Source organism: Micromonospora sp. NPDC049645, from assembly GCF_040675155.1.
Lineage (GTDB): Bacteria > Actinomycetota > Actinomycetes > Mycobacteriales > Micromonosporaceae > Micromonospora.
The window spans coordinates 1-19,238 of record NZ_JBFAOI010000026.1 but is presented as its reverse complement, the minus strand read 5'-3'; the positions used below and the strand labels follow the sequence as shown (position 1 = coordinate 19,238).

Sequence of the window (19,238 nt, the reverse complement as noted above, 5' to 3'; positions counted from 1 at the left end):
AAGTCGCTGCGGCGACCGCCCCGCCGCCGCACGTCAGCGTCAACGCTCGAGGTGGGGGCAGGGGCCGCGTTGGTGGTAGCCGCCGGGCACCCCCGCCCCTACTGTGGCCCAAAATGGTTGTGAGCTGCGGAAATGGCCGCCGAGAGTGTGCCAGGACAGCCCAGCATGCTCGGCGCGGAGGGCGGCGAAGCCGGCGCTGGCCAGGCCGTGCCGCCGGTATCGGGGGTGGGTATACGGCTGCTCGACCCACCCGATTCGGCAGCGGTGGCAAATTCGATAGTCGACGGCGAACGCAAAGTCATCATCCAGATTGGCGGCGCGGGTGCGCCAGCCGTGCCGCTCAGCGGAGATCGTGTCCTGCCAGGGCTTTGTCAATACCGGCACGACCGGCCACCCGGCTCGGCGGCCCCACCGCCCTCGAGTGAGCCAGACGACCACTTCCCGCCAGGGCTGACGTCCGGAAACCCGACCTACCTCACTGGCCCGTGCCACGAGTTGGCGCACCGCTTCGAGCTGTTCGGGGCCCGGCTGGTCCGCGTCGTTCACGCTCATCAATCATCACCCTATGCGGCCGACGGGACTGGCGATGAGTAAGCGCGCGTTGCCAGCAGGCGGTGGTGCAGACGGCAGGTCGGGCTATGGCCGAGGTACTGGGCACAGGGGTGGAGAGCGATGTGATGGCGAACCTTGCCGCGAAGACGCTTGGGGTGCTAGACGGAGGATTCCTCGAGGTAGCCGTGGCTGGCGAGGATGCGACCAAAGAAGGCCCGAATGTCGGTCCGCGCCTGCTGTACGTCGCGGAACTCGTGGCCCCCGAACCGATAGACCTCGTAGCCGTCTAACCGGAGTGCCCGGTCCTCGCGCATCATCTCCGCATACAGCCGCGGGCTCGCCCGATCGCCCTCGGCATAGTGCTGCTTTCCATCGATCTCGATCACGAGCCGGCGGCGCCCGCGCAGCAGCATTAGAAAGTCCATACGTTGGCGTGGCAACGGTCCTGCGGCGCGACGGTGTTGGCGGCTGTAGGGGTCGTAGTGCAGATAGACCTGCGGGATCAGCGCTGGCAGTTGGAAGCCGTGCTGCTTGACTAGCTCTGTGTAAGCCAGGAACATCTGCCGTTCCGGTCCGGGCTCCGCCGACGCCGGGCGGCCAGCATCAAGCGACCGAAGAAGACGGGCATGCAACTGGTTCGCGGCAGCGCGCTCGCTCCCTGCCGCGGGCGCATGAGTCTCGGCCCACCAGGCGACGACTTCTGCCCAGGTGAGCCCAGCCTCACCGAGAGGCCGGTCGAACACCAGGCAGAAGTCCTCATTCTTGACGATCTCGATGGTGTTGCTGACCGCGTCGGCGAGCACCAGTTCGGGTTTCGGACCGTCAGAGGCGAAGATCAAATTTCGGAAGGGGGTGAGCACCCCACTTCGGCGGGCTCCGAGCACTTGCAATAGCCCCCACAGCTCTGGAAGGTAGTGCTCCTCCACCACCCGGCTGCCGAGTTCGAGCAGCTGATCCTTGCTGTAGTCCTGGATCCGACTGCGCACGTAACTGCGCTTGCTCGCGTGGGCCTCATCGACATCACCATCAGCGAGCCCGAAGGCCCGGCAAACCTCGGGGAGGTCGTATGACTTGACGGCGTACAGCGCCTCGGCAATCGCGTCGCGCAACTGCATAGCGCTGGTCCCAGTGCTGGCCAGCGGGGCACGGGTGAACGGGTCTGCCAGTAGTGGCGCCACGGTGACATGGTGGCCAGTGCTGGAGTCCCAGCTCTTGAGTTCGTTCATCTGCCCAGCGATCGCTCCCAGGTCTGCCGGGCGGAATAGGTCCAGGAAGATTGGCCGTACCAGAAGCACCACTTGAACCGGCTCCCACGGGTCTCCGTCGCCGAGTTCCGCGGCCGGCACGAGCGATAGCAGTCGCGCTGCGCGCTGGTTGCCCACGCGCAGCAGCAGCTCCGACAGGGTGGTCCGCTGCTGACTCCAGAACCGGTCGGAGGCGGGTCCGGCGATTGACATGGCTGTCACTGTAAGAGACTGCTCCGACACGACTCCGCCGAGGTTTGGAGACGCCACGGTCGGGATTGGACAGCACTCAGCGGCGGCGGTAAGACACTTGCAGGGCCGCCCACCGGCGACTCCCGCTTCGACGCCGTCACCGGAGGTCCCCATCGCCGGATACATCACCGAGGTCACCCGACGCCGAATCCTCGAGGGCCTCGGCTGGCTGCGCGGCAGCGTGCCGAACGGGCTCCGAGAGTTCCTAACGCCGGCGCACACCTTCTGGAGCGGCGCCCTCTCGGAGACCGATTTCCTGGCCCGGCTCTACGACCTCAACGAGCTGCCCAGCCACGACCCTCGGTACACCACCGCGTTCCAGGACATCGTCCAGCACCGCGTGATGAACGAGGACTGGGACGACGACTGGATCTTCGAAGACCCACGGTTCGGCCTGGCCGACAGTGACGACAAGTTGCTGCGCTTCCTCGCCGAGATGCTGCACCCTGCCGTGCGCACTGACCCGGCCGAGGTCGAGCGGCTGCGCGAGTTCCTCAACGGCGTGCTTGTGCACGACGGCTATGAGCTGATCCAGGTCGACGACATCAGCGGTGCCCCGGTGTTCGCCCCGCGCCGGATCGGCTCCGGCGTCCGCGGCACCATGAAGAACCTGATCTTCGCCGCGATCGGCCCTAAGCCCGAAATCGTGCTCGTCGACGCGCTCAACAACGACCTGCGCATCACTCGCAACGCGCAGAACTGCCTGATGTACGACCGCCCGCTGCCCGCGCAAGGGCTCACGTGGACCGAATTAACCGGGTGGTGGGCCGATCGGGAAGGCATGACCGGCGCCCCGGCGCGGGACGTCTTCCTCAGCTTGTGCCGGCGGCTGGACCGGTCGCTTGGCGATAACGACGCCGAACGGCGGGTTCTGCGCGCCTACACCGACCGGTCCCTGCGCCTGGGCCCGGACATCCCGGCGCTGATCCCACAGGTCTACTTGCACTACGACCCGCATGTGCGCAGCTACCACTCGCCCGGCACGGCGCCGTTGCCACGTCAGCGGATGGACTTCCTGATGCTGCTGCCGCACCGGGTCCGGGTCGTGATCGAGTGTGACGGCGTGCAGCATTACGCCGATGAAAAGGTGCTGGCCAACAAGCGGCGATACGCCAACCCGCGCCTGTACGCCGAGATGATGGCCGAGGACCGCGAGCTGCGCCTGACCGGCTATGAGGTCTATCGCTTCGGCGGCGCCGAGCTCGCCGACGGCCCGGACACGGCCCGCCGGCTCGACGTCTTCTTCGACCGGCTCGCCGCCCGCTACGCCGGCTGAGCACCGCGGCGGTCATGCAGCAACCCGGCAGTCGTCGGAGGGAGTCATTACGTGAATTCCGGCTCAGCCACACCCGTTCGTTGGGGGTGCAGCCGTGTGCCGGTTCGGGAGGAATCGCAGGCATCGACGAGCGGCTGCCACAATGGGTGCGCTGCGCTTGGCACCACCAGGTGGGCTCGTTGTCGGGCACGTGTCATGACCACGTAGAGCAACCGCGACCCGTTCGGATACGGATCTTGTTCGTAGCCGTACCACTCGTCTGGGCGAAGCAGGAGGATGGTGGTGTCGGCCTCGCGTCCCTTGGTCTGGTGGAGATTCATTGCCTGAATCGAGTGCCGGCGTGGGCTAAGCCCACCGACCAGCGATTCGTCGCGCAGCCGAAGTAGCTGCGCCTCGATGCCCGCCATTCCGTGGTCGAGGTTGGCCCCCCGAAGGGCATTGCGGGTTCGTTCCGCCGCTTGCGTCCAGGTCTCCTGCCCTCGGAAGGTACCGACCCGGCGGTACGCCCCGGCGATAACGCCGGACAGGTCGGCGAGGTCGGGTGCTGAACCCGCTCCAGCCCGCAGGTCCTGGCACAACCCGGACAAAGCATGCTCCAGCTGAGGATTCGTACCGCTCAGTAGTTGCTCGGCAAGTGCAGGCAGGTACTTACCGCGGTGGTTTGCCGTGATGTACACGGCGAGGGCGCGGCGGATCGGCGCCGCGTCGTCGCCGAGCGCATATTGAATCAGGGCGAGCTGCGCCGGGAGGGCCTCGCCATACGCCTCGGTGAGGCCGACCTGTTCGTGGTTAAGCCCGGCCTGGCGCATGGCGTCGGAGAGTTCCGTCGTGGCCGCATTGGTGTGCGTGAAGATGCTGACGGTGTGCCCCTGCAGTCGGGCGTTGCGCGCGAGATCGATGACCTCTGCGTAGCCCGTGGCAGAGGTAGTGCGGGTGATTGACAGGCGCCCGGCTTTCGCCGCGTAGGCGATGGCTGGGTCGTCGAATCGGCGCTCGCGCGCTGCCTCGGCCGCAGCGGGCAGCACGCCGGTGGGATCCCGGAAGCTTGCCGGTGGCAGCTCGATCTCGATCGCGCCGGGCAACGCGAGTGCGTCGGAGATCCGCGAGTTCGGGTCTACGTGTTTGAACCCGTCATAGATGCATTGATGGAGATCGCCGAGCAGGATCAGTCGGGCTGAAGGTGCAATCGTCCGCAGGAACGCCCACTCTTCGACGTCGGTGTCTTGGAACTCGTCGCAAATGATCATGCCGTACCGGCCGTTGTAGTGCTCGGCGATCCTGGGGAGGGCCAGAAGTTTCATGGCGGCCGGGAGCAGTTCGTCGTATGTCAGCCCTGGTGGGGCGCCGGGCACACGCGCGTTGGCGACGCTCAGGACCGAAAGCGGCGGCGGGTAACCGTGATAGGGGCCGAAGCTGGTGACGATGCGCCAGGCGAAGCCGTCGAACGTTGCGACCTCCAGCCGCGGTCCGTACGGTCCGATGATCGAACCCGCGCGGTCGATGATCTGCGTGACCGCGGTACGCGAGAACGACAAGAATAGGACCCGCTGGGGCGCTGCCAGCCGGGTTCGTTGGTCCGCGATCGCCGCTAGGCGACGAGTCTCGAGCAGATGGCGGTCGGCCATCTCCAGGTAGGCGCGCGCAGCGGCTACAGCGGTGGTGGTCTTGCCGGTGCCCGCTCCGCCGCGGACCACGATCACGGGCGCCGAGCTGGTGATGACGTCGTACTGGGTGCCTCGGGGCTCGTAGGTCATGAGATGGCCGCCACGGGTCGTGCGATGTCGGTTAGGTCGGTCAGCTTGTTTTCGCTGGGCGGGGTGGTCGCCAGTGCCGCGATGAGGGCCAGAACGGTTTGGATGAGAGGCGGATGGGCGCCCGTTTCGGCGTAGAGGGACTCCAATAGCTGCTCATGCAGGCCCTGCTTGTGTACAACCTTGCACAGCTCAGTGACCGCCGCCTCGCCAGTGCGACCGTCGACCGGGTCGGGGATGCCGTACTCCGTGAGGGTGGCGCTCGCCGCGACGATCGCGTCCATGCTGATGCCAGCGAGCATCGCGCGCTCGATGGCCCCCGGAGGGAGCCGGATCACGTTGTCGCAGGCAGCCTCGATGCGCGCTACCTGCGTGGCGGCTTGCGCGCTGTCCTTGTCCTTGTCTATCACGGCGATGACCCGGAAGCCGAGCTTGCGGGCCAGGTCTGCAACTCGCGGGATCTGGTCGATCCCGCCGTCCTGTCCAGTGCCGGCGGCGACGAGGCGCACGCCGTGCGCCGACAACGGCAACCGGTCGGGCGGGTAGCGGCGGTCCACCATGCTGTAGACGGCGACGTCGTGGGGTCCTTCGGTGATGGCGACGGTCGGTGCGGACATCGCGGTGAGCAGTTGCGTGTGCAGCTGCCTCATCGCGGAGAGTGCCTTGCGGTCGGTGATTCTGTCCAGCTGATGGTGCGCCCGTACGCCGTCGTGCCGCACCAGGCGGACCAACTCGACCGGCTCGAACGCCCGCGCTGCCTCGGGCCGTCTCGTTGACAGCCACAGTTGCCCGGACCGGGCGCGCAGCAGCGCGGTGAGGTGCTGGGCTGCGGCGGCGTCGAGTTGATCACCGAAGTCGTCGGCGAGAATGACTGCTCCAGGTAGGTTGGCCAGCAGCATCGCCTCGGCCGCGGAGAGCACCGCCGTGGTTGAGCTGCCGTGGCTGCTCAAAGCCAGCGGGCCGGCTTGGTCCAGCCGAAGGGCCGGCTGCAGTGTCCGCAGCAACGCGGCCACCGTGCCGTCTTCAGCGAAGAAGCCGATGTCGGCGGCGGTCACGGCCGTGTCGCCGAGCCTAGTGCCTGCTCCGCCCGTCTCGAGTACTTGGCTTACCGTGCCTGCCATCGCGCTGTCGGCTGACAGACCGGCCACGGCGGCACCGACTGCGTCGCTGAGCGTCGTGAAAGCGGCGATGGCGGCGTCTGGGTCGCGGGCGTCGAGAATGCGGCGCAGGGCGCCGCCGGACCGTAGCTGGAGCGGTTGAGCCGAGTTCAGATTGATGACCGGCAGCGCACGGCGTGTCGCCGCCGGCAGGCGACTGTATTGACTCATGGCCGGGTCGCTGCGGACGGGGAAGTAAATGAACGCCTCAGTCACATCGGCGTCCGCGTCGTAGCTCAGCCGGTAGGTCAGTCGCACGCACTGTGGGGCGGACGAATCAGCGTCATCGGCCTCATTCGCGTGGCCGGCTGGGTCTAGTGGCTCAAGGAACCCGTCGAATAGCTGCTGCAAATCCGGGTCCAGATCTGTGAGCGTGACCTCGACTTCCGCGCAGTCGGCTCTGGTGATTACCTCCTCGACCGGGAGACCTTCCCGATCTCCGCCGTCGGGCACCTCGATCGGGACCGTGCGCTGATGAATATCGGATGGACGGGGCGCTCGGGGCCCGTCTGGATCAAGCACCCGTCTCAGTGCAGCGATGATATCGCTGCGCCCAGAGCGGGGCACACCCGCAAGCAGGACGTGGCCTCGCGGCCGTAGGTCCAGATTTGCCCAACCACGGAAACTGTTGATCAGTACTCGCGTAATCCGCACGCCGCTCATGATGCTGGAGCCGTCAGCTGGGCGGGCAGAGCTACACGCCGGTGCGTCGAAGATCATCCTGGCGGTCCCGCCGGCCTCGGCAAAGCACCTCGTCACCCGCTCCGCAATCGCGGACCTGGACTGGCGGTGGGTCCAGACGGCGTTCGAACATTCCGACCCAGCGGTGACGCCCTTCTTTCCGGCCAAGGAACAACCGCCGGCCCCGCGCCGCCAGCGAGCACGAACCGTGATCTCACGGCGAGCGCCCGGTCGGCTGTTCCGCTGACCGCAACCGCCGTCGTCTAGTGCCGTGACCAGGCGGGTCACCGTCGCATTCCACTGCAGCGGCCAGGGCGGGTGCCAGTACAGCGACGTCGCCGTGTCGCCGCGGCGCCAGAGCGGTCCGCGTGGCGAGGCTTCTGGCGATTATCGGGTTCGCCCGTCACCGGAGCGGGCCCGAATCGTTGGACATCTCTGACCATCGACCACCCCGGAAGGATCCCTGTGGCGCAGTACTGGGCCGATGACCCCATCGGCGGTACCAATGACGATCTCCTGGACCGCACACGCTTCGTCGCGAGGACGGCACACCTCATCCGCGACGCGGGAGCGGCGGAACGCAGCACCGTGTTCGGGCTGGTCGGCCCGTGGGGCAGCGGTAAGACGTCGCTCATCAACCTGATCGAGAAGGAGTTGCCCGCCCCCTGGAAGGTCGTCCGGTTCACCCCCTGGGCGGCCTCCGACATCTCCGGCCTGTTGGCCGAGTTCTTCGCGACCATCGCGTCTGCACTGCCCGAGGAAGGTAACGGAGCCAAGGCGAAGAAGGCGCTGCTGGACTGTGCGCAGGTCGCGGTGCCCGCATTGTTGAAATTTCTGCCGTACGCGGGCGATGCCGCCGCCGGGGCCGCGGAGGCCGGCCTCGGCCGGTTCACCCAGGAGAAGCCGTGGCAGATCCGATTCGACGAGACGTGTCAGCAGCTGCAGCAGCTTGGTACCCCGGTACTGGTGGTAGCCGACGACATCGACCGCCTTGACGCCGGTGAACTGACCACGCTGCTCAAGGCCGTCCGACTGCTGGGCCGGTTCCCTGGAGTGCACTACCTGCTCGCCTACGACCAGGACACCGTCATCGACGTTGTCAGCGCCTCCGCCCTGGTTGGCTCGAAACGGCAACGGGCGCTGGAGTTCCTGGAGAAGATCGTGCAATACCCGTTGCCGATTCCCCCGGCACAACGCGCGCAGCTGGACCGCATGCTTAACGCGGGCCTGATCGAGGCGGTGCGGGAGTCAGGACACGAACTGGACAACGAGGGGACCGAGCGCTTCGGCATCGCATATCGCGATTTGATTGCACGGAACTTGAAGACGGTACGGTCGGTGCAGCGCTACCTTGCCCAGGCGCGGGCGTACCTGCCTCTCATCGAGCGGGACGAAATCGACGTTGCCGACATGCTGGTGCTGCTGCACCTACGGCTGCACTTTCCGCAACTCTACGACCGACTGCCGGACTGGCGCAGTGACCTGACCGGCGCCCTGGACTGGACAGCGATGGTAGCGCCAGCAGCGAGGCAGAAGCCCGACTGGGCCGATCGCCTGAGCAAGGCGGGCGTTCCGGACGAGCTGACTGCGCCCGTGGAGACCGTGCTGGGTGACATCTTTCCCGCCATGGACACCACTCGTGTGCGTGTAGGCGGCAACGCTCAGTCGCGCCGCGTGGGCAATCCTGACTACTTCGATCGTTACTTCGCCCTCGGCATCCCTCAGGACGATGTCGCTGACGGACTCGTTCGACAGGCGGTGCGCGAGATCGCCAGCGGAGAAGAAGGGCCGGCCGGTGCCGAGCTGGCCGCGATCCTCACCGGCGACAACGATGACCGTGCCCGAAGTGGCCTGTTGAAGGCCGCGCCACTGGCGATAGCTCAACCCGCCCAGGGCAGGGTCCGCCTGGCCGTCTTCGCAGCCGGCTTGGTGCCCCGTCTCCCTGACGCCGCCGTGCTGATCGGCAACCGCCGTGCCGATGCGATCGGCTGGATCGCCGCGCTGCTTCAAGACGGCGTCGACGAGCCAGCGCGTGTGGTGGACGAACTGGTCAGCCTCGCCGGAATCAACGCGGTCACAGTAGCGACTGGCTGGATGGCCCGTGATCGTGATCGGGGGCATCAGGCGCCCGGACTTGATGCACTACTGCCCGCGGTGGCTGACCGTGTGATGGCCCTAGTGCTGGAGAACCTCCGTGCTCGAGACGCCGCCGACGAGGGCGATCTCATCATGTCGATGGTGGAGCTGGTCGAAGAAGCCGGCCTGCTGGACCGGCTCGTCGCTGACGTGCGTGCATCGTTGTCGAGAGGGGACTGGACCCGGGAAGATCTGGCGTCCCGCTTTGTTTCCGTGCAGCAGCTTGTGGGCGGCTCCCGCGGATGGCAGATCGGCTCTTTCCAGGCGCAACGCTTCAGCCGGATCGTTCCCAGAGAAGGGGAGGTGCCCGAGTCGTTGACGGTCGACGACATCGACCGGCATGACACGACCTGGCCGAATCGGCGGCGGGTAGCGACCGAGGCGTTGGAGCGCCTCGATTGGCGAGAACCAGAGCCGTGAATCCGCCAGGCCGGGCCCCCGTAGCGGACCCGCCCGACGTATACCCATCCCGCCAACGTTTCTGGTCACGGCACTAGCCACCCGGCGCACCCGGTCATGCATCCCCGCCGCGGCTAGGAACTCAATGCTGAAGGACCTCGCGGATTGCGACGAACAGGCCCGTTGCGGTGCCGACACCGACCGCCCACGGCGTGCTGTGCGCGGCCAGTACCCCGGCGGCTGCGGCACCTGCGGCCGCGGCGATCGTGGTCCACCGACGCGGTCCGCCTGGGCCAGGCGCCGATGAGCTGCGTGTGCTGGTCATGGACCTATTCACTCCTTGTGGACGAGAGGCTCATCGCCTCGGACAGGAAATCAGCACACCAGCCCGCAACGATGCGGCCCTCGGCAAGCTCGCGGGGCTCCAAAAGTCGTCCGCACTCGGTACGGTCGCTGGTCATGGTCCGCAAACAGCCGAGCGCAGCCGATACTGCGCTGATGGCCGCCGCCGGCGCGCGTGGCGCGGCACCCACTCCCACCCAGTTCGAACGGTGGCGTGCGGCGGGCCTGCTGCCCCGCAACGAGCAGCATGGCGCCGGGCAAGGTCGGGGGAGCGTCTCCACTGTCCCGGCCGAATCGGTCGATCTGGTGGTGTGGCTCAGCGCTCACGCCCGCCCGGGCCGCCGCCCCGGCGACCTCGCCCTGGAAGCGTTCGGGGCCGGCCTGCCGATCCCGGAGCCGGCCGTGCGCACGGCGTGGCTTGCTGCGGTCACCGACTTCCGACTGAAAGCCCTACGGGAACCGGTAGAGGATGCCGACCGCAGCGACTGGATCGCCGACACCGCGCAGGAGCTCGCCGCTAAGCACAGTGGCAAGAGCACGCTGCTGCCTCAGCGCATCCGCGACATCGACGGCCGCATCGCCGCTGCCGGCATCCCCTTCGCACTGCCCGAACTGGCCCCGTTCGATAAGGGCGCCTACGAGACCGAGCCGTACACCAACCGGGACCTCCTCACTACGGCGATCTCCGGCGTCCTGGGCGGCACCAGCGAGCTGTCCGACATGGGCATCGCTGCCGTCTCGCGGGCCCTGGCTCCGCCCGGTGCGACCGTTCCGGTTGCCTCCATGCTCGAGTATCCCGAGGAGGGCACGCAGCTCGCCGACATCAACGACGGCCACGGCTTGACTCTGCTACCGGCTGATGACGCACGCAATGATTTTGAGCGGGTCGTCGCCGAAGCGTCCCTCGCGCAGCTGCGGGCCAGCTGGCAGGCCGCCGATCGTATGCACCGCTGGGCGCTTTCGTTGTGCGACGCCGTCGAGGCAGAGCTCGACGCGCTGGCCGCCGGCCAGCCTCCACCTGAGTGTCCGGGCCTGAAGCAGTGGTTCTTCGGCATTACGTTTGGCCTTAACCGGCTGCTGCTGCGCCAGGCCCTGCTCGAGCCTGCGCCGTCCACGAGAGCCCGGGCGAGCACCTCGGCGATGCTGCTGTTCATGGCCACCGGAATGAGCCGGCTGAGGGCGATGGTGCCCGATGGCCAGTTCGAACTATTGCCGGTGCTGCTGCCGCCGTTCCTGCACCAATTGGCCGAACTAGTCGCTGCTGACCTGCCCGCGAGCTTGCGCCCCACCGAGCCCGCTTGACGGGTGCGCTCACGCAGCACCCTGACGAAGTTGCTGGTGAAGGCGGTCCGGAAAGCGGGAGAGTGGCATCATTGCACGGTGACCGTGTATCTACTGATTATGATGCCGGTGTCTGCTTCGCCATTCGGAGTAGGACGGGCGCAAGCCCGAACGGCCAACCAAGAAGCGCCGAGAATCCCTCGACGGCGGGCGGCAGGACGGTTCCACTAACCTGGCCGGCTGTATCGAGGATGCCGGCCAGTGAGGACAACATCGCACAGCCAACTCAGCTCCTCACCCTGGCCAGGCCCCCATCAACGTCGGCCTGTGGTCGTCTCTACAAGTCCGGGGCGGTTCGTCGCATTGTTCGACCTGCTCGCCCGTGCAGTGCCGGACTGCATTGGACTGTCCGGCACCACCGAAAAGCGCGGCGGCGCACACAGGAGCATCTTCCTGTCACGGCGGCAGATGCACGAAGGGCCCGCATGAGCGGGCCCCAAGGCGGGCGCGGGAACCCTTAGGGCCTCCTGCGGCTTTGAGGCTAGCAGGAGTCGGTTGCTCCCGCCGGCACTTTGGTCTCACTTCACCAGCCCTCGTGCAGCAGCTTGCTTGGATCTTCCGGCCGCATGGTCCACCCGTCCGCGGTCTCCGTCGCCCATGCTCTCTTAGCCCGCCGGTGGGCGCGGCACGACCACAAGCGGCACATGCCGGGCAGCCAGCCCCGCTGCCACCACCACGGGACTGGCAATCGAAGCCTGCGGGGTGAGCAGCGGTGCGCCCAGCGCGTGGCGTGGAGCGGGCTTGACATCGTTCGATTAAGCCGGTGTGATCTTCCGGATCGGCGATCCTTCACGTGGTGCAGGGAGGGCGGATCGTGGCACGCCCGAATGCGGAACAGTGGAGCGCCGCCCTGCACCAACTGCGAGAGGCGCATGCGGCGGGGCAGCGCACCACGGCGATGGTCCGGCTGGTGGCCGCCGGGCTCAGTGTGACCGAGCGCGCGGTGTGGCTGCGTCTGGCCGCCGTCGAGCGGAGCGACGAGACGCGGTTCCGGCTCTCAGACACCGACCGGGCCGCGTACGTCGACTTCCGCGGCAACGTGGCCGCGGTGCACCGGGCCCGAACAGCGGTGCTGGCCGGGCGCACCACGGCGGCCGCAGTGTCGATCCCGGACGAGTTCGTTTCCGGCTGGGCCAACGCCGCGCCGGTTTCCCTGCGCACGCTGCAGCGGGCGTTCGCCGCCGAGCTCACCCCAGCGCAGGCCGCCGCCGCAGCCGGTGGTGACCGGGCCCGGCGGGCGAAGCTCGTCTACCTGCGCCGGGCCGCGTCGCACCGCAACCAGGTCTGGGAAGGCGACCACAAGAACCTGCCAGTTCTGGTGCTGCCGCCGCGTGGCCCGGCGACAACGCCATGGGTGACGATGTTCATCGACGACGCCACCCGCGTCATCGTCGGCTGGGCGATCGCGCTCACCCCGCACGCGGGAACAGTGCTGACCGCGCTACGCATGGGCATGCTGCCCGACGACGCGGGGCCTGCCCGTGGCGTGCCGGGGATGCTGCGGCTGGACCGCGGCCTGGAGTTCGCCGCCGACTCCGTACGCGACGCCATGAACGCCCTCGGCGTCGAGGTAACAGTGATGCCCGCGTACCACCCCAACGCCAAAGGCAAGATCGAGCGGGTCAACCGCAGCACCGACCAGCTGCTGCTGTCAATGCTGCCCGGCTTCACCGAAGGACCGCGCGAGCTGTCCGGTCGCCTCGCCGGCCCCGTCGACGACCGCAGCCCGGCCCGGGCCGGATACGAGGCCGCCGCGGCGGCCGGCGCCCCTGCCGAGACGCTGCCGATGCGATGGAGTGTGTTCGTCGACCAGTTCGCCGCCTGGGTGACCTGGTACAACCGAGAGCACGCCCACACCGGCATCGGCGGGCGTACCCCTGCCGCAGCATGGGAGCAGGACCCGACGCCCCTGCGGCTGATCCCCGAGGACGAGCTGCGGCACCTGCTGCTGGCCGACGTCGGACGGACCATCGGCGCCGACGGGATCCACTTCCGCAACCTGGTCTACGTGTGCCCGGCAGGGCTCATCCGCGAACGGCGCGGGCAGAAAGTCCGGCTGCGGTACATGCCGCACGACGACCGGTCCGTCCACGTCTACCTCGACGGCGACTACCTGACCACCTGCTACCCGGACAATGCCCTATCCGACGAGCAGGCCGAGCAGTTCTACGCCGCCGCCCGCGTCGCGGAACGGGCAGCGGCCGCCGACAAGCGCACTGCCCGCCGCCGTGGCCGCCGCCGGTTGGCCGCCCTCGGCAGCAGCGGCGACCCGGTGATCGAGTCGAAGCTGGTCAGCCCCGTCGACGTCGCGGCCCTGGCCGGCCGGCTGCCCGCCGGCGGTGGGCAGCTGTTGCGCCGGCCGGCCTCGACCAGCCTGCTCGGTATCGGCCCGGCGGCGCCGCTGGACGACCCCGTCGCCCTGGACGACTTGATTACCGACGACCAAGATGGGGCCATGCCGTGGTGACCCGCCGCCCGCCCGAGGCCGGACCGCCCGGCGCCCGCCGGATCTCCACCCCCGCGCTGCAGTTGGCCCGGCACGTCATCACCGACACCGCCGATCACCAGGCGGTCGGCGTCATCCACGGCCTGGCCGGACTCGGCAAGACCTTCGCCACGCGCACCTGCATCGCGGCGTTGGCCGCCCGAACCCGTGCGGCAGAGCGGATCGAGGTCGCCACCATCACGTTCCCGTCCCGGCCCACCATGCGGCTGCTGGCCGACCTTCTGCTGCAAACTCTCACCGGCACGCCACCGGCCCGGCAGGCCAACCGCTTCTACCTGACCGCGGCCCTGGTCCGCGAAATGGCACGCGCCCCTCGGCTGATCGTCGTTGACGAAGCGCAACGGCTCCCCGAGGAATGCATCGAGCTGCTGCGCTACCTGCACGACCACGACGACACCCGCTTCGGGCTGCTCTACGTCGGCGGCAACGGCTGCTGGGAAGTGCTCTCCCGCCAGCCGATGCTGCGCTCGCGGGTCTGGCGCCGGCAGACCTTTAGTCCGATGAGCCGCGCCGAGGTGCCGCAGGTCATGCGCTCCTACCACCGGCTCTACGCAGAGGTTGACGACGAACTGCTGCACTACGTCGACGACAAATTCGCTCACGGCATCTGGCGCAACTGGGCGCTGTTCTCCTCCACTGCCCACCTGTTGGCCCGCCGTGCCCGACGCACCAGCCTCGACATTGAGATCGTCGATAACGCCTTCGCCCTGCACTCCGGGACCAGCGATGCCAGCTGACCGGCCCTGGGTCACCGTCGTACGCGACCCGCACGACACCCCTGCCACCCGCGACCTTCTCGCCCGCGTCGACCGTCCCGACCGCGCGGCGCTGGTCGTACGGCCGGTTCCCGGCACCACCAGCCCCGCCATGCTCGCCCTGGCCGTGCTCGCCGCGCTGGGCAAACAGGTCGAGCCGCAACCCCGCGCCGCCCAAAGGCAGTGGTGGCCGCTGGCCCAAGCCTGGACGGTCGGCCATCAGATCGACCACCTCGTCGTCGACCGCGCTCACACCCTGCCCGCGCACCTAATCACCCACCTGATCAGCCTCGCGGCCGCCAGTGGCGCTCACCTCTGGTTCATCGACGCCTCCCCGGCCCACGACGCGCCGGCACTCGCCGGCCTCGCCCACGCCGTCCGGCAGCGTCCCCAGCAGCTGCTCACCATTACGCTCGCCGAGCCCGCCGCAGGGCCACAACCCGCCACCGCGGCGCCGCACATCCCACCGGTCATCCTCCCGCACACCGGGTTCCTGACCTTCCGCTACGCCTGCCAACGCCGCCTTCCCGCCGCCCAGGCTGCTCTCGTCGACGATGCCTGGCGGCACACCTTCGACACCATCCGCGGCTGGCTGAACCGCACCGAGGTGTTTGCCGCCACCCACCGGCCCGACCCGCAGCGCGTCATCGCCGCGACCCGCACACTCACCGCCGGGCTCAGCGTCCAACTCGCCGACCTGCTCTACACCGCCGCGCACCCCGCCGACGCGCTGCTGCGGCTACGCGCCGCCCAAGCCTCGCTCTTCCGCCTCGGGCTACTGCTGCACCACGAACCCCGCACCGCCGCGCCATTCGGTGGCGACCTCGGATGCCGTCTCACTCCCGAGGTCGCCGTGGCTCTCAACCGCGCCGTGTCCACCTCCGCGGCGGCCGCCGCCGTGCTCCAGCTGGTCAACCCGCTGGATGGCTCCTTCATCCCGGCCCGGCCCCAATCGGATGCGCTGAGCACCATCGAACCGGACGGCAGCCAACTGCACACCGACTACGGCAGCGTCCCCTTGCCCGTCTGCGCGCACGCCATCCTGCGCGCCCACCGGCACTTCGTCGACCCCACCGGCACCGCACCACCCGACACCGCCCTGTTCACCGGCCAATGGCGCGACGCCGACAACCTCACCGAACGCACCCTGCGACGCCTACGGCTCGCCGCCCTACCCACCCCCTGGTATCGGCGCAGCCGCGCCTATCTCCGCGGCCACGCCACCCCTTGGATGCGTCACCGCGGCCTCGATCTGTGCGTCCTAGCCGAACTCGCACCACGGCCGGGCCACCTATGACCCAACCCGTCACTTTCGGCGCCGACCTCCTCATCCGCGCCCGCGACCACGGCCTGACCAGCGAGGAGCTCGCCGACCTGCTGGGCATCCCCGCGGCGCGCATCCGCGCCCTGCCCGGACCCGAAGCGCTCAACCATCTGCCCGGCGCATTGCTACGCACCCTCGCCGAACGCCTCGACCTGCCCTGGCCCGACTGGCTCACCACCCCACCAACCTGGCCCGCACCCGCAGCACCCCACGAGCGCCCCGACACGGCCTGTGTACACGCCGTCCTCTCCGCCGCTCTCGGGCAACCCCTGCATCTCAGCGAAATCGCCGCCGTCCTGGATTGGTCCACCGACCGCGTCCGCGCCGCCGCCGACCAGCTCACCACCCGCGTCCGGCCCGGCGGCGGCACCCGCCTGACCAACACCGGCGACACCCTCACCCTCGATGTCGCGCCCCGAACCCTCGACCACGCCGCTCGCCAACGACTCAACCGACTGCTACACGCCCACGGCCTCGGCCCCGACCCATACGTCCTGCACCTGATCCACCAGCTCAGCGACCCCTACACGCCCGGCCGCTACCGCCTTCACGAGGATGCAGACCTGGTCGACGAGGCCCTCGACTACCAGCTCGTCGTGCACAGCATCGAGGCCTCGGACCTGGGCAGTTTCCACCCGGTCGAGCTACACCCCGACGTCAAATTCAGCCTCGGCATCACTCAGTACCGGTACCCACCCGAAGACGCTCCGTCGGTTGATACTGGTGGGATCGGAACGAAAGCCGACTCCCCACCGTTATGAATCCCGACCTGATCCGCGCAGCCCGCGACCTACTGCCCAATCCCGACGCCGGCGTCGCCTCCATTGCCCGGCTCCTCGGCCTCAGCCCCGGCGCCCTCTAGAGCCACATCCTCGATCTACGCAAACTACGCGCCGCCGCACCCGCGGAGTTCACCCCATGATCAGCCGACCGACTCCGCAGTCACCGCATGGCTGGAGCATCAAGTGACCACCTCACCCCGGTGGAGCCACTGAAGAACAATGTCGTTCTCACCGCTGTGGAACTGCTGTGGGTCACGCACCACCTGGATCGCTTGGGCGCCGCTCTCGGCGACGTCGTCATCGTCCCTACCAAGGAGGCCTGACCGGCATGACATCCGCCAGTCCCGACGGCGACCGAGACCAGCTCGCCGAGTTCCTGTCCCGCTACCTCGTCAACGGCCAGCCCATCAGTGGCCCAGCGGCCCGGGCAGCCGCCGACCGGATCGCGGAGACCCGCCTGCCCGCCTACGAGCTCGCTACCCGCGGGTACCGGCACCTGACTGTCGTGCACAGCGATCCAGAGACGGCCGAGGACGAGGCCGCCATGTGCCAGCTGCCGGGCTGGGGTAACCGGCATCCCGGCGCCATCCGGTCGACCATCGGCACCAACGACACCGCCGCGTTTCTGCTCGCGCCCCCGCACGCCGACGACCACCTCGCTGCGATCGAGGCAGTCGCGCAGGGATTTGACCCCGGCTGGTGGACGACTCGCCGGGCCACGCGGTGATGAGGGCAGTCGTAACCGGCCGAGTGCACCTAATGGACGGCTTCCTGCCCTCGGGTCGACGCGTGCGTGCCGTGTCCTCCTGCACGCGACCACGCTACGAATCGACGACGACAGCGCGCTCGCAGCGCTGTGGGCCGAGCACGAGCTCAGCCAGCCCGAGTCCGCGCTGTGCGGGCACGTCTACACCAGCCGCTCGTGGAGCCAGCTGCGCCACGTCGACCTGCTGCAGATCCTCACCGACTCGATCGGTGAGCAGGTCCTGGCCTGGCCGGGACCTGCTCCAGCGCTGCCTCGACGGAGCGGACCAGCGCCAGCTCCACCTCGACCGGACTGCCTTCGAGGGTCTCGGGCTCCCGGTGCCCACCCCACGGCTGCAGGTCATCCCCGGAGATAAACAGTGACCGCCCAAGCCGCCATGCCTGTGCCGGACGGCCCGGGCCCCGGGCCGTCCGGCACCCTGGCCACCGCGACCCGGCAAATCGCCACGTGGGCGGCCGGCTTGCCCGCACTGCCCCCCGACGACGGCACTCGGTACAGCATCCGCCGGCTCACCGTCTCCTGGAACCTTGATGCGTGGGGCCGCTCCCGGCACACCGCGATCGCGCACCGCCGAGACCTCTCCACCTACCTGGACTGGTGCCTCCGCGAACGCCTGGACCCACTCACTGCCCGGCCCACCAACCTAGCCCAGTTCAAGGTGTGGCGCGAGCTGGGCGGCACCGGCAGCCGTGCCGCCAAGCCCAGCACCGTCGCCCGCGCCCTGGCCTCGGTGTCCAGTTGGTACACCCATCTGGTGGCCAACACCGACGGCCAGTTTGCCTGCAACCCGGTCGTCGCGGTGAAACGACCCAAGGTCAACGCCCACACGTCCACCACCGCCGGACTCACCCTCGACGAAGTCGACCTGCTGCTTGCCCAAACCGACGACGAGGCCGCCGACCGCACCAAGCGCTGGCAGGCCGCGCCGACGCCGGTTCGGAACGCCCGGCACTTGGCGGCGCTGCGCGACCGGGCACTGCTGCGGCTGCTCGGTGACCTCGGGTTGCGCATCAGCGAGGCCCTCGACCGTGATGTAACCGATTTGAGCTACAACGCGGGTCAGCGCACGCTGAAGTTCATTGGCAAGGGCACCCAGCAGCGGGAGCGCCCCCTGCCCGCACACACTCTGGAGGCACTCGATGACTACCTCGCCGCCCGCGCGGCCCATGCCGGGAGCACCATCGACGCGCTGAGCGGCCCACTGTTCGCCACCACCAGCTCCGTCGGGCATCTGGGCCGGCTTGCCGAGCCCAACGTGTTCACCTGGCTCCGTCGCCTGGCCTCGGCCGCAGGTATCGCCTCGGCCAACCGCTTGTCGCCGCACTCGCTGCGGCACGCGTTCGCCACCTCGGCCCGCGCTGCGGGGGTGCCGCTGGAGGACGTGCAGGATGCGATGGGCCATGCCGACGTGCGCACCACCCGCCGCTACGACCGCGATCGGCACAACCTCGACCGCGACCCCGCCCACGTGCTGGGCAGGCGCCGGGCATCCCGACGGGCAAAGCCAGCCGAACCAGCCGACGCCAGCGAGAACCGTACGGCGTGACCTGGCAATGCGTGCCTCGGGCGCAGCGAACTCCGGGTCGCAGGCGCGGAGCCCGCCGGCGACCGGCCAGCCAGCGGCCAGGGCTGAGCGCACACCGGCGGGTTTTAGCGCGGCCCGCCCGGTGCTCTTAAGTGCGCGCCCATATTGCCGTTCGGGTTTAGGTAGACCATGGAGCGGAACCAGCTTCTCAGCATTGCGCGGCTTACGGTGATGGGCCGTCCGTAGATTCCAGACCAAAACAACGCTAGGCAGTTGATCTAGGCCCGCACCTGGGGTGACTGCCGCAAGGTGGCGGGTTGCTGGAAAGCTGCTTCGCCGTTTTTCGTGATCTCCAAAGGTGGGATGCGAGATCAGCGCCTGTGCCGCCGGTGGCACAGCCACTGAAGAACAATGTCGTTCTTACTGAAGTTCACATGTCGTTCAACAGC

The 19,238-nt window shown here is 68.6% G+C and carries 14 protein-coding genes; 10 read left to right on the top strand and 4 right to left on the bottom strand.

Annotation, left to right across the window (positions count from 1 at the left end; genetic code table 11):
* Positions 1 to 39: 39 nt before the first annotated feature.
* Together AB0J33_RS30075 and AB0J33_RS30070 are read right to left on the bottom strand one after the other, a co-directional pair.
* A complete protein-coding gene (locus AB0J33_RS30075) occupies positions 40 to 552 on the bottom strand; it encodes a hypothetical protein (protein ID WP_363618337.1) in 513 nt (170 codons plus the stop codon).
* A 158-nt stretch (positions 553 to 710) separates the two neighbouring features.
* Complete coding sequence (locus AB0J33_RS30070; protein ID WP_363618335.1) at positions 711 to 2,009, bottom strand: hypothetical protein; 1,299 nt, start codon at positions 2,007 to 2,009, stop codon at positions 711 to 713.
* Here AB0J33_RS30070 and AB0J33_RS30065 point away from each other — a divergent pair.
* Positions 2,008 to 3,324 carry a hypothetical protein gene (locus AB0J33_RS30065; protein WP_363618333.1) on the top strand — a complete coding sequence of 439 codons (1,317 nt, stop codon included), beginning with the start codon at positions 2,008 to 2,010 and terminating at the stop codon, positions 3,322 to 3,324. The genes AB0J33_RS30070 and AB0J33_RS30065 overlap by 2 nt on opposite strands.
* Before the next feature lie 47 nt (positions 3,325 to 3,371).
* Here the strand turns inward: AB0J33_RS30065 and AB0J33_RS30060 are convergent, their stop codons facing one another.
* The gene (locus AB0J33_RS30060) at positions 3,372 to 5,078 is read right to left on the bottom strand and encodes a UvrD-helicase domain-containing protein (RefSeq protein ID WP_363618331.1); all 1,707 of its coding nucleotides are present in this window, start codon (positions 5,076 to 5,078) and stop codon (positions 3,372 to 3,374) included.
* Positions 5,075 to 6,754, bottom strand: coding sequence for a hypothetical protein (locus AB0J33_RS30055; protein WP_363618329.1), 1,680 nt, complete (start codon positions 6,752 to 6,754; stop codon positions 5,075 to 5,077). The genes AB0J33_RS30060 and AB0J33_RS30055 overlap by 4 nt, the downstream gene beginning before the upstream one ends.
* Positions 6,755 to 7,378: 624 nt before the next feature.
* Between AB0J33_RS30055 and AB0J33_RS30050 the strand changes: the two genes are divergently transcribed.
* The 9 genes from AB0J33_RS30050 (at position 7,379) to AB0J33_RS30010 (ending at position 18,810) form a co-directional block, all read left to right on the top strand.
* Positions 7,379 to 9,469: a P-loop NTPase fold protein gene (locus tag AB0J33_RS30050; protein WP_363618327.1), complete on the top strand. Its 2,091-nt coding sequence runs from the start codon at positions 7,379 to 7,381 to the stop codon at positions 9,467 to 9,469.
* Between the two features lie 438 nt (positions 9,470 to 9,907).
* A complete protein-coding gene (locus AB0J33_RS30045) occupies positions 9,908 to 11,092 on the top strand; it encodes a hypothetical protein (protein WP_363618325.1) in 1,185 nt (394 codons plus the stop codon).
* An 853-nt stretch (positions 11,093 to 11,945) separates the two neighbouring features.
* Positions 11,946 to 13,598, top strand: a complete 1,653-nt coding sequence (locus tag AB0J33_RS30040; RefSeq protein WP_363618323.1) for a Mu transposase C-terminal domain-containing protein — start codon at positions 11,946 to 11,948, stop codon at positions 13,596 to 13,598.
* Positions 13,592 to 14,374: an ATP-binding protein gene (locus AB0J33_RS30035; RefSeq protein WP_363618320.1), complete on the top strand. Its 783-nt coding sequence runs from the start codon at positions 13,592 to 13,594 to the stop codon at positions 14,372 to 14,374. The genes AB0J33_RS30040 and AB0J33_RS30035 overlap by 7 nt, the downstream gene beginning before the upstream one ends.
* On the top strand, positions 14,364 to 15,689 hold the full coding sequence (locus tag AB0J33_RS30030; protein WP_363618318.1) for a hypothetical protein: 1,326 nt from the start codon (positions 14,364 to 14,366) through the stop codon (positions 15,687 to 15,689). Before AB0J33_RS30035 ends, AB0J33_RS30030 begins: the two co-directional genes overlap by 11 nt.
* Positions 15,686 to 16,477, top strand: coding sequence for a hypothetical protein (locus AB0J33_RS30025; RefSeq protein WP_363618316.1), 792 nt, complete (start codon positions 15,686 to 15,688; stop codon positions 16,475 to 16,477). The genes AB0J33_RS30030 and AB0J33_RS30025 overlap by 4 nt, the downstream gene beginning before the upstream one ends.
* A gap of 188 nt (positions 16,478 to 16,665) precedes the next feature.
* The gene (locus tag AB0J33_RS30020; RefSeq protein ID WP_363618314.1) at positions 16,666 to 16,821 is read left to right on the top strand and encodes a hypothetical protein; all 156 of its coding nucleotides are present in this window, start codon (positions 16,666 to 16,668) and stop codon (positions 16,819 to 16,821) included.
* 5 nt (positions 16,822 to 16,826) lie between these two features.
* Positions 16,827 to 17,225 (top strand): hypothetical protein, encoded by a 399-nt coding sequence (locus AB0J33_RS30015; RefSeq protein WP_363618312.1) that lies wholly within the window; start codon positions 16,827 to 16,829, stop codon positions 17,223 to 17,225.
* A 697-nt stretch (positions 17,226 to 17,922) separates the two neighbouring features.
* On the top strand, positions 17,923 to 18,810 hold the full coding sequence (locus AB0J33_RS30010) for a site-specific integrase (protein ID WP_363618310.1): 888 nt from the start codon (positions 17,923 to 17,925) through the stop codon (positions 18,808 to 18,810).
* Positions 18,811 to 19,238 lie beyond the last annotated feature (428 nt).

What these genes read in the sequence shown, in the direction of transcription:
- AB0J33_RS30045 (WP_363618325.1), top strand. Translation starts at nt 9,908, where the DNA reads ATGGTCCGCAAACAGCCGAGCGCAGCCGATACTGCGCTGATGGCCGCC.
- AB0J33_RS30070 (WP_363618335.1), bottom strand. Translation starts at nt 2,009, where the DNA reads ATGTCAATCGCCGGACCCGCCTCCGACCGGTTCTGGAGTCAGCAGCGG.
- AB0J33_RS30060 (WP_363618331.1), bottom strand. Translation starts at nt 5,078, where the DNA reads ATGACCTACGAGCCCCGAGGCACCCAGTACGACGTCATCACCAGCTCG.
- AB0J33_RS30065 (WP_363618333.1), top strand. Translation starts at nt 2,008, where the DNA reads ATGGCTGTCACTGTAAGAGACTGCTCCGACACGACTCCGCCGAGGTTT.
- AB0J33_RS30015 (WP_363618312.1), top strand. Translation starts at nt 16,827, where the DNA reads ATGACATCCGCCAGTCCCGACGGCGACCGAGACCAGCTCGCCGAGTTC.
- AB0J33_RS30030 (WP_363618318.1), top strand. Translation starts at nt 14,364, where the DNA reads ATGCCAGCTGACCGGCCCTGGGTCACCGTCGTACGCGACCCGCACGAC.
- AB0J33_RS30020 (WP_363618314.1), top strand. Translation starts at nt 16,666, where the DNA reads ATGGCTGGAGCATCAAGTGACCACCTCACCCCGGTGGAGCCACTGAAG.
- AB0J33_RS30025 (WP_363618316.1), top strand. Translation starts at nt 15,686, where the DNA reads ATGACCCAACCCGTCACTTTCGGCGCCGACCTCCTCATCCGCGCCCGC.
- AB0J33_RS30075 (WP_363618337.1), bottom strand. Translation starts at nt 552, where the DNA reads ATGAGCGTGAACGACGCGGACCAGCCGGGCCCCGAACAGCTCGAAGCG.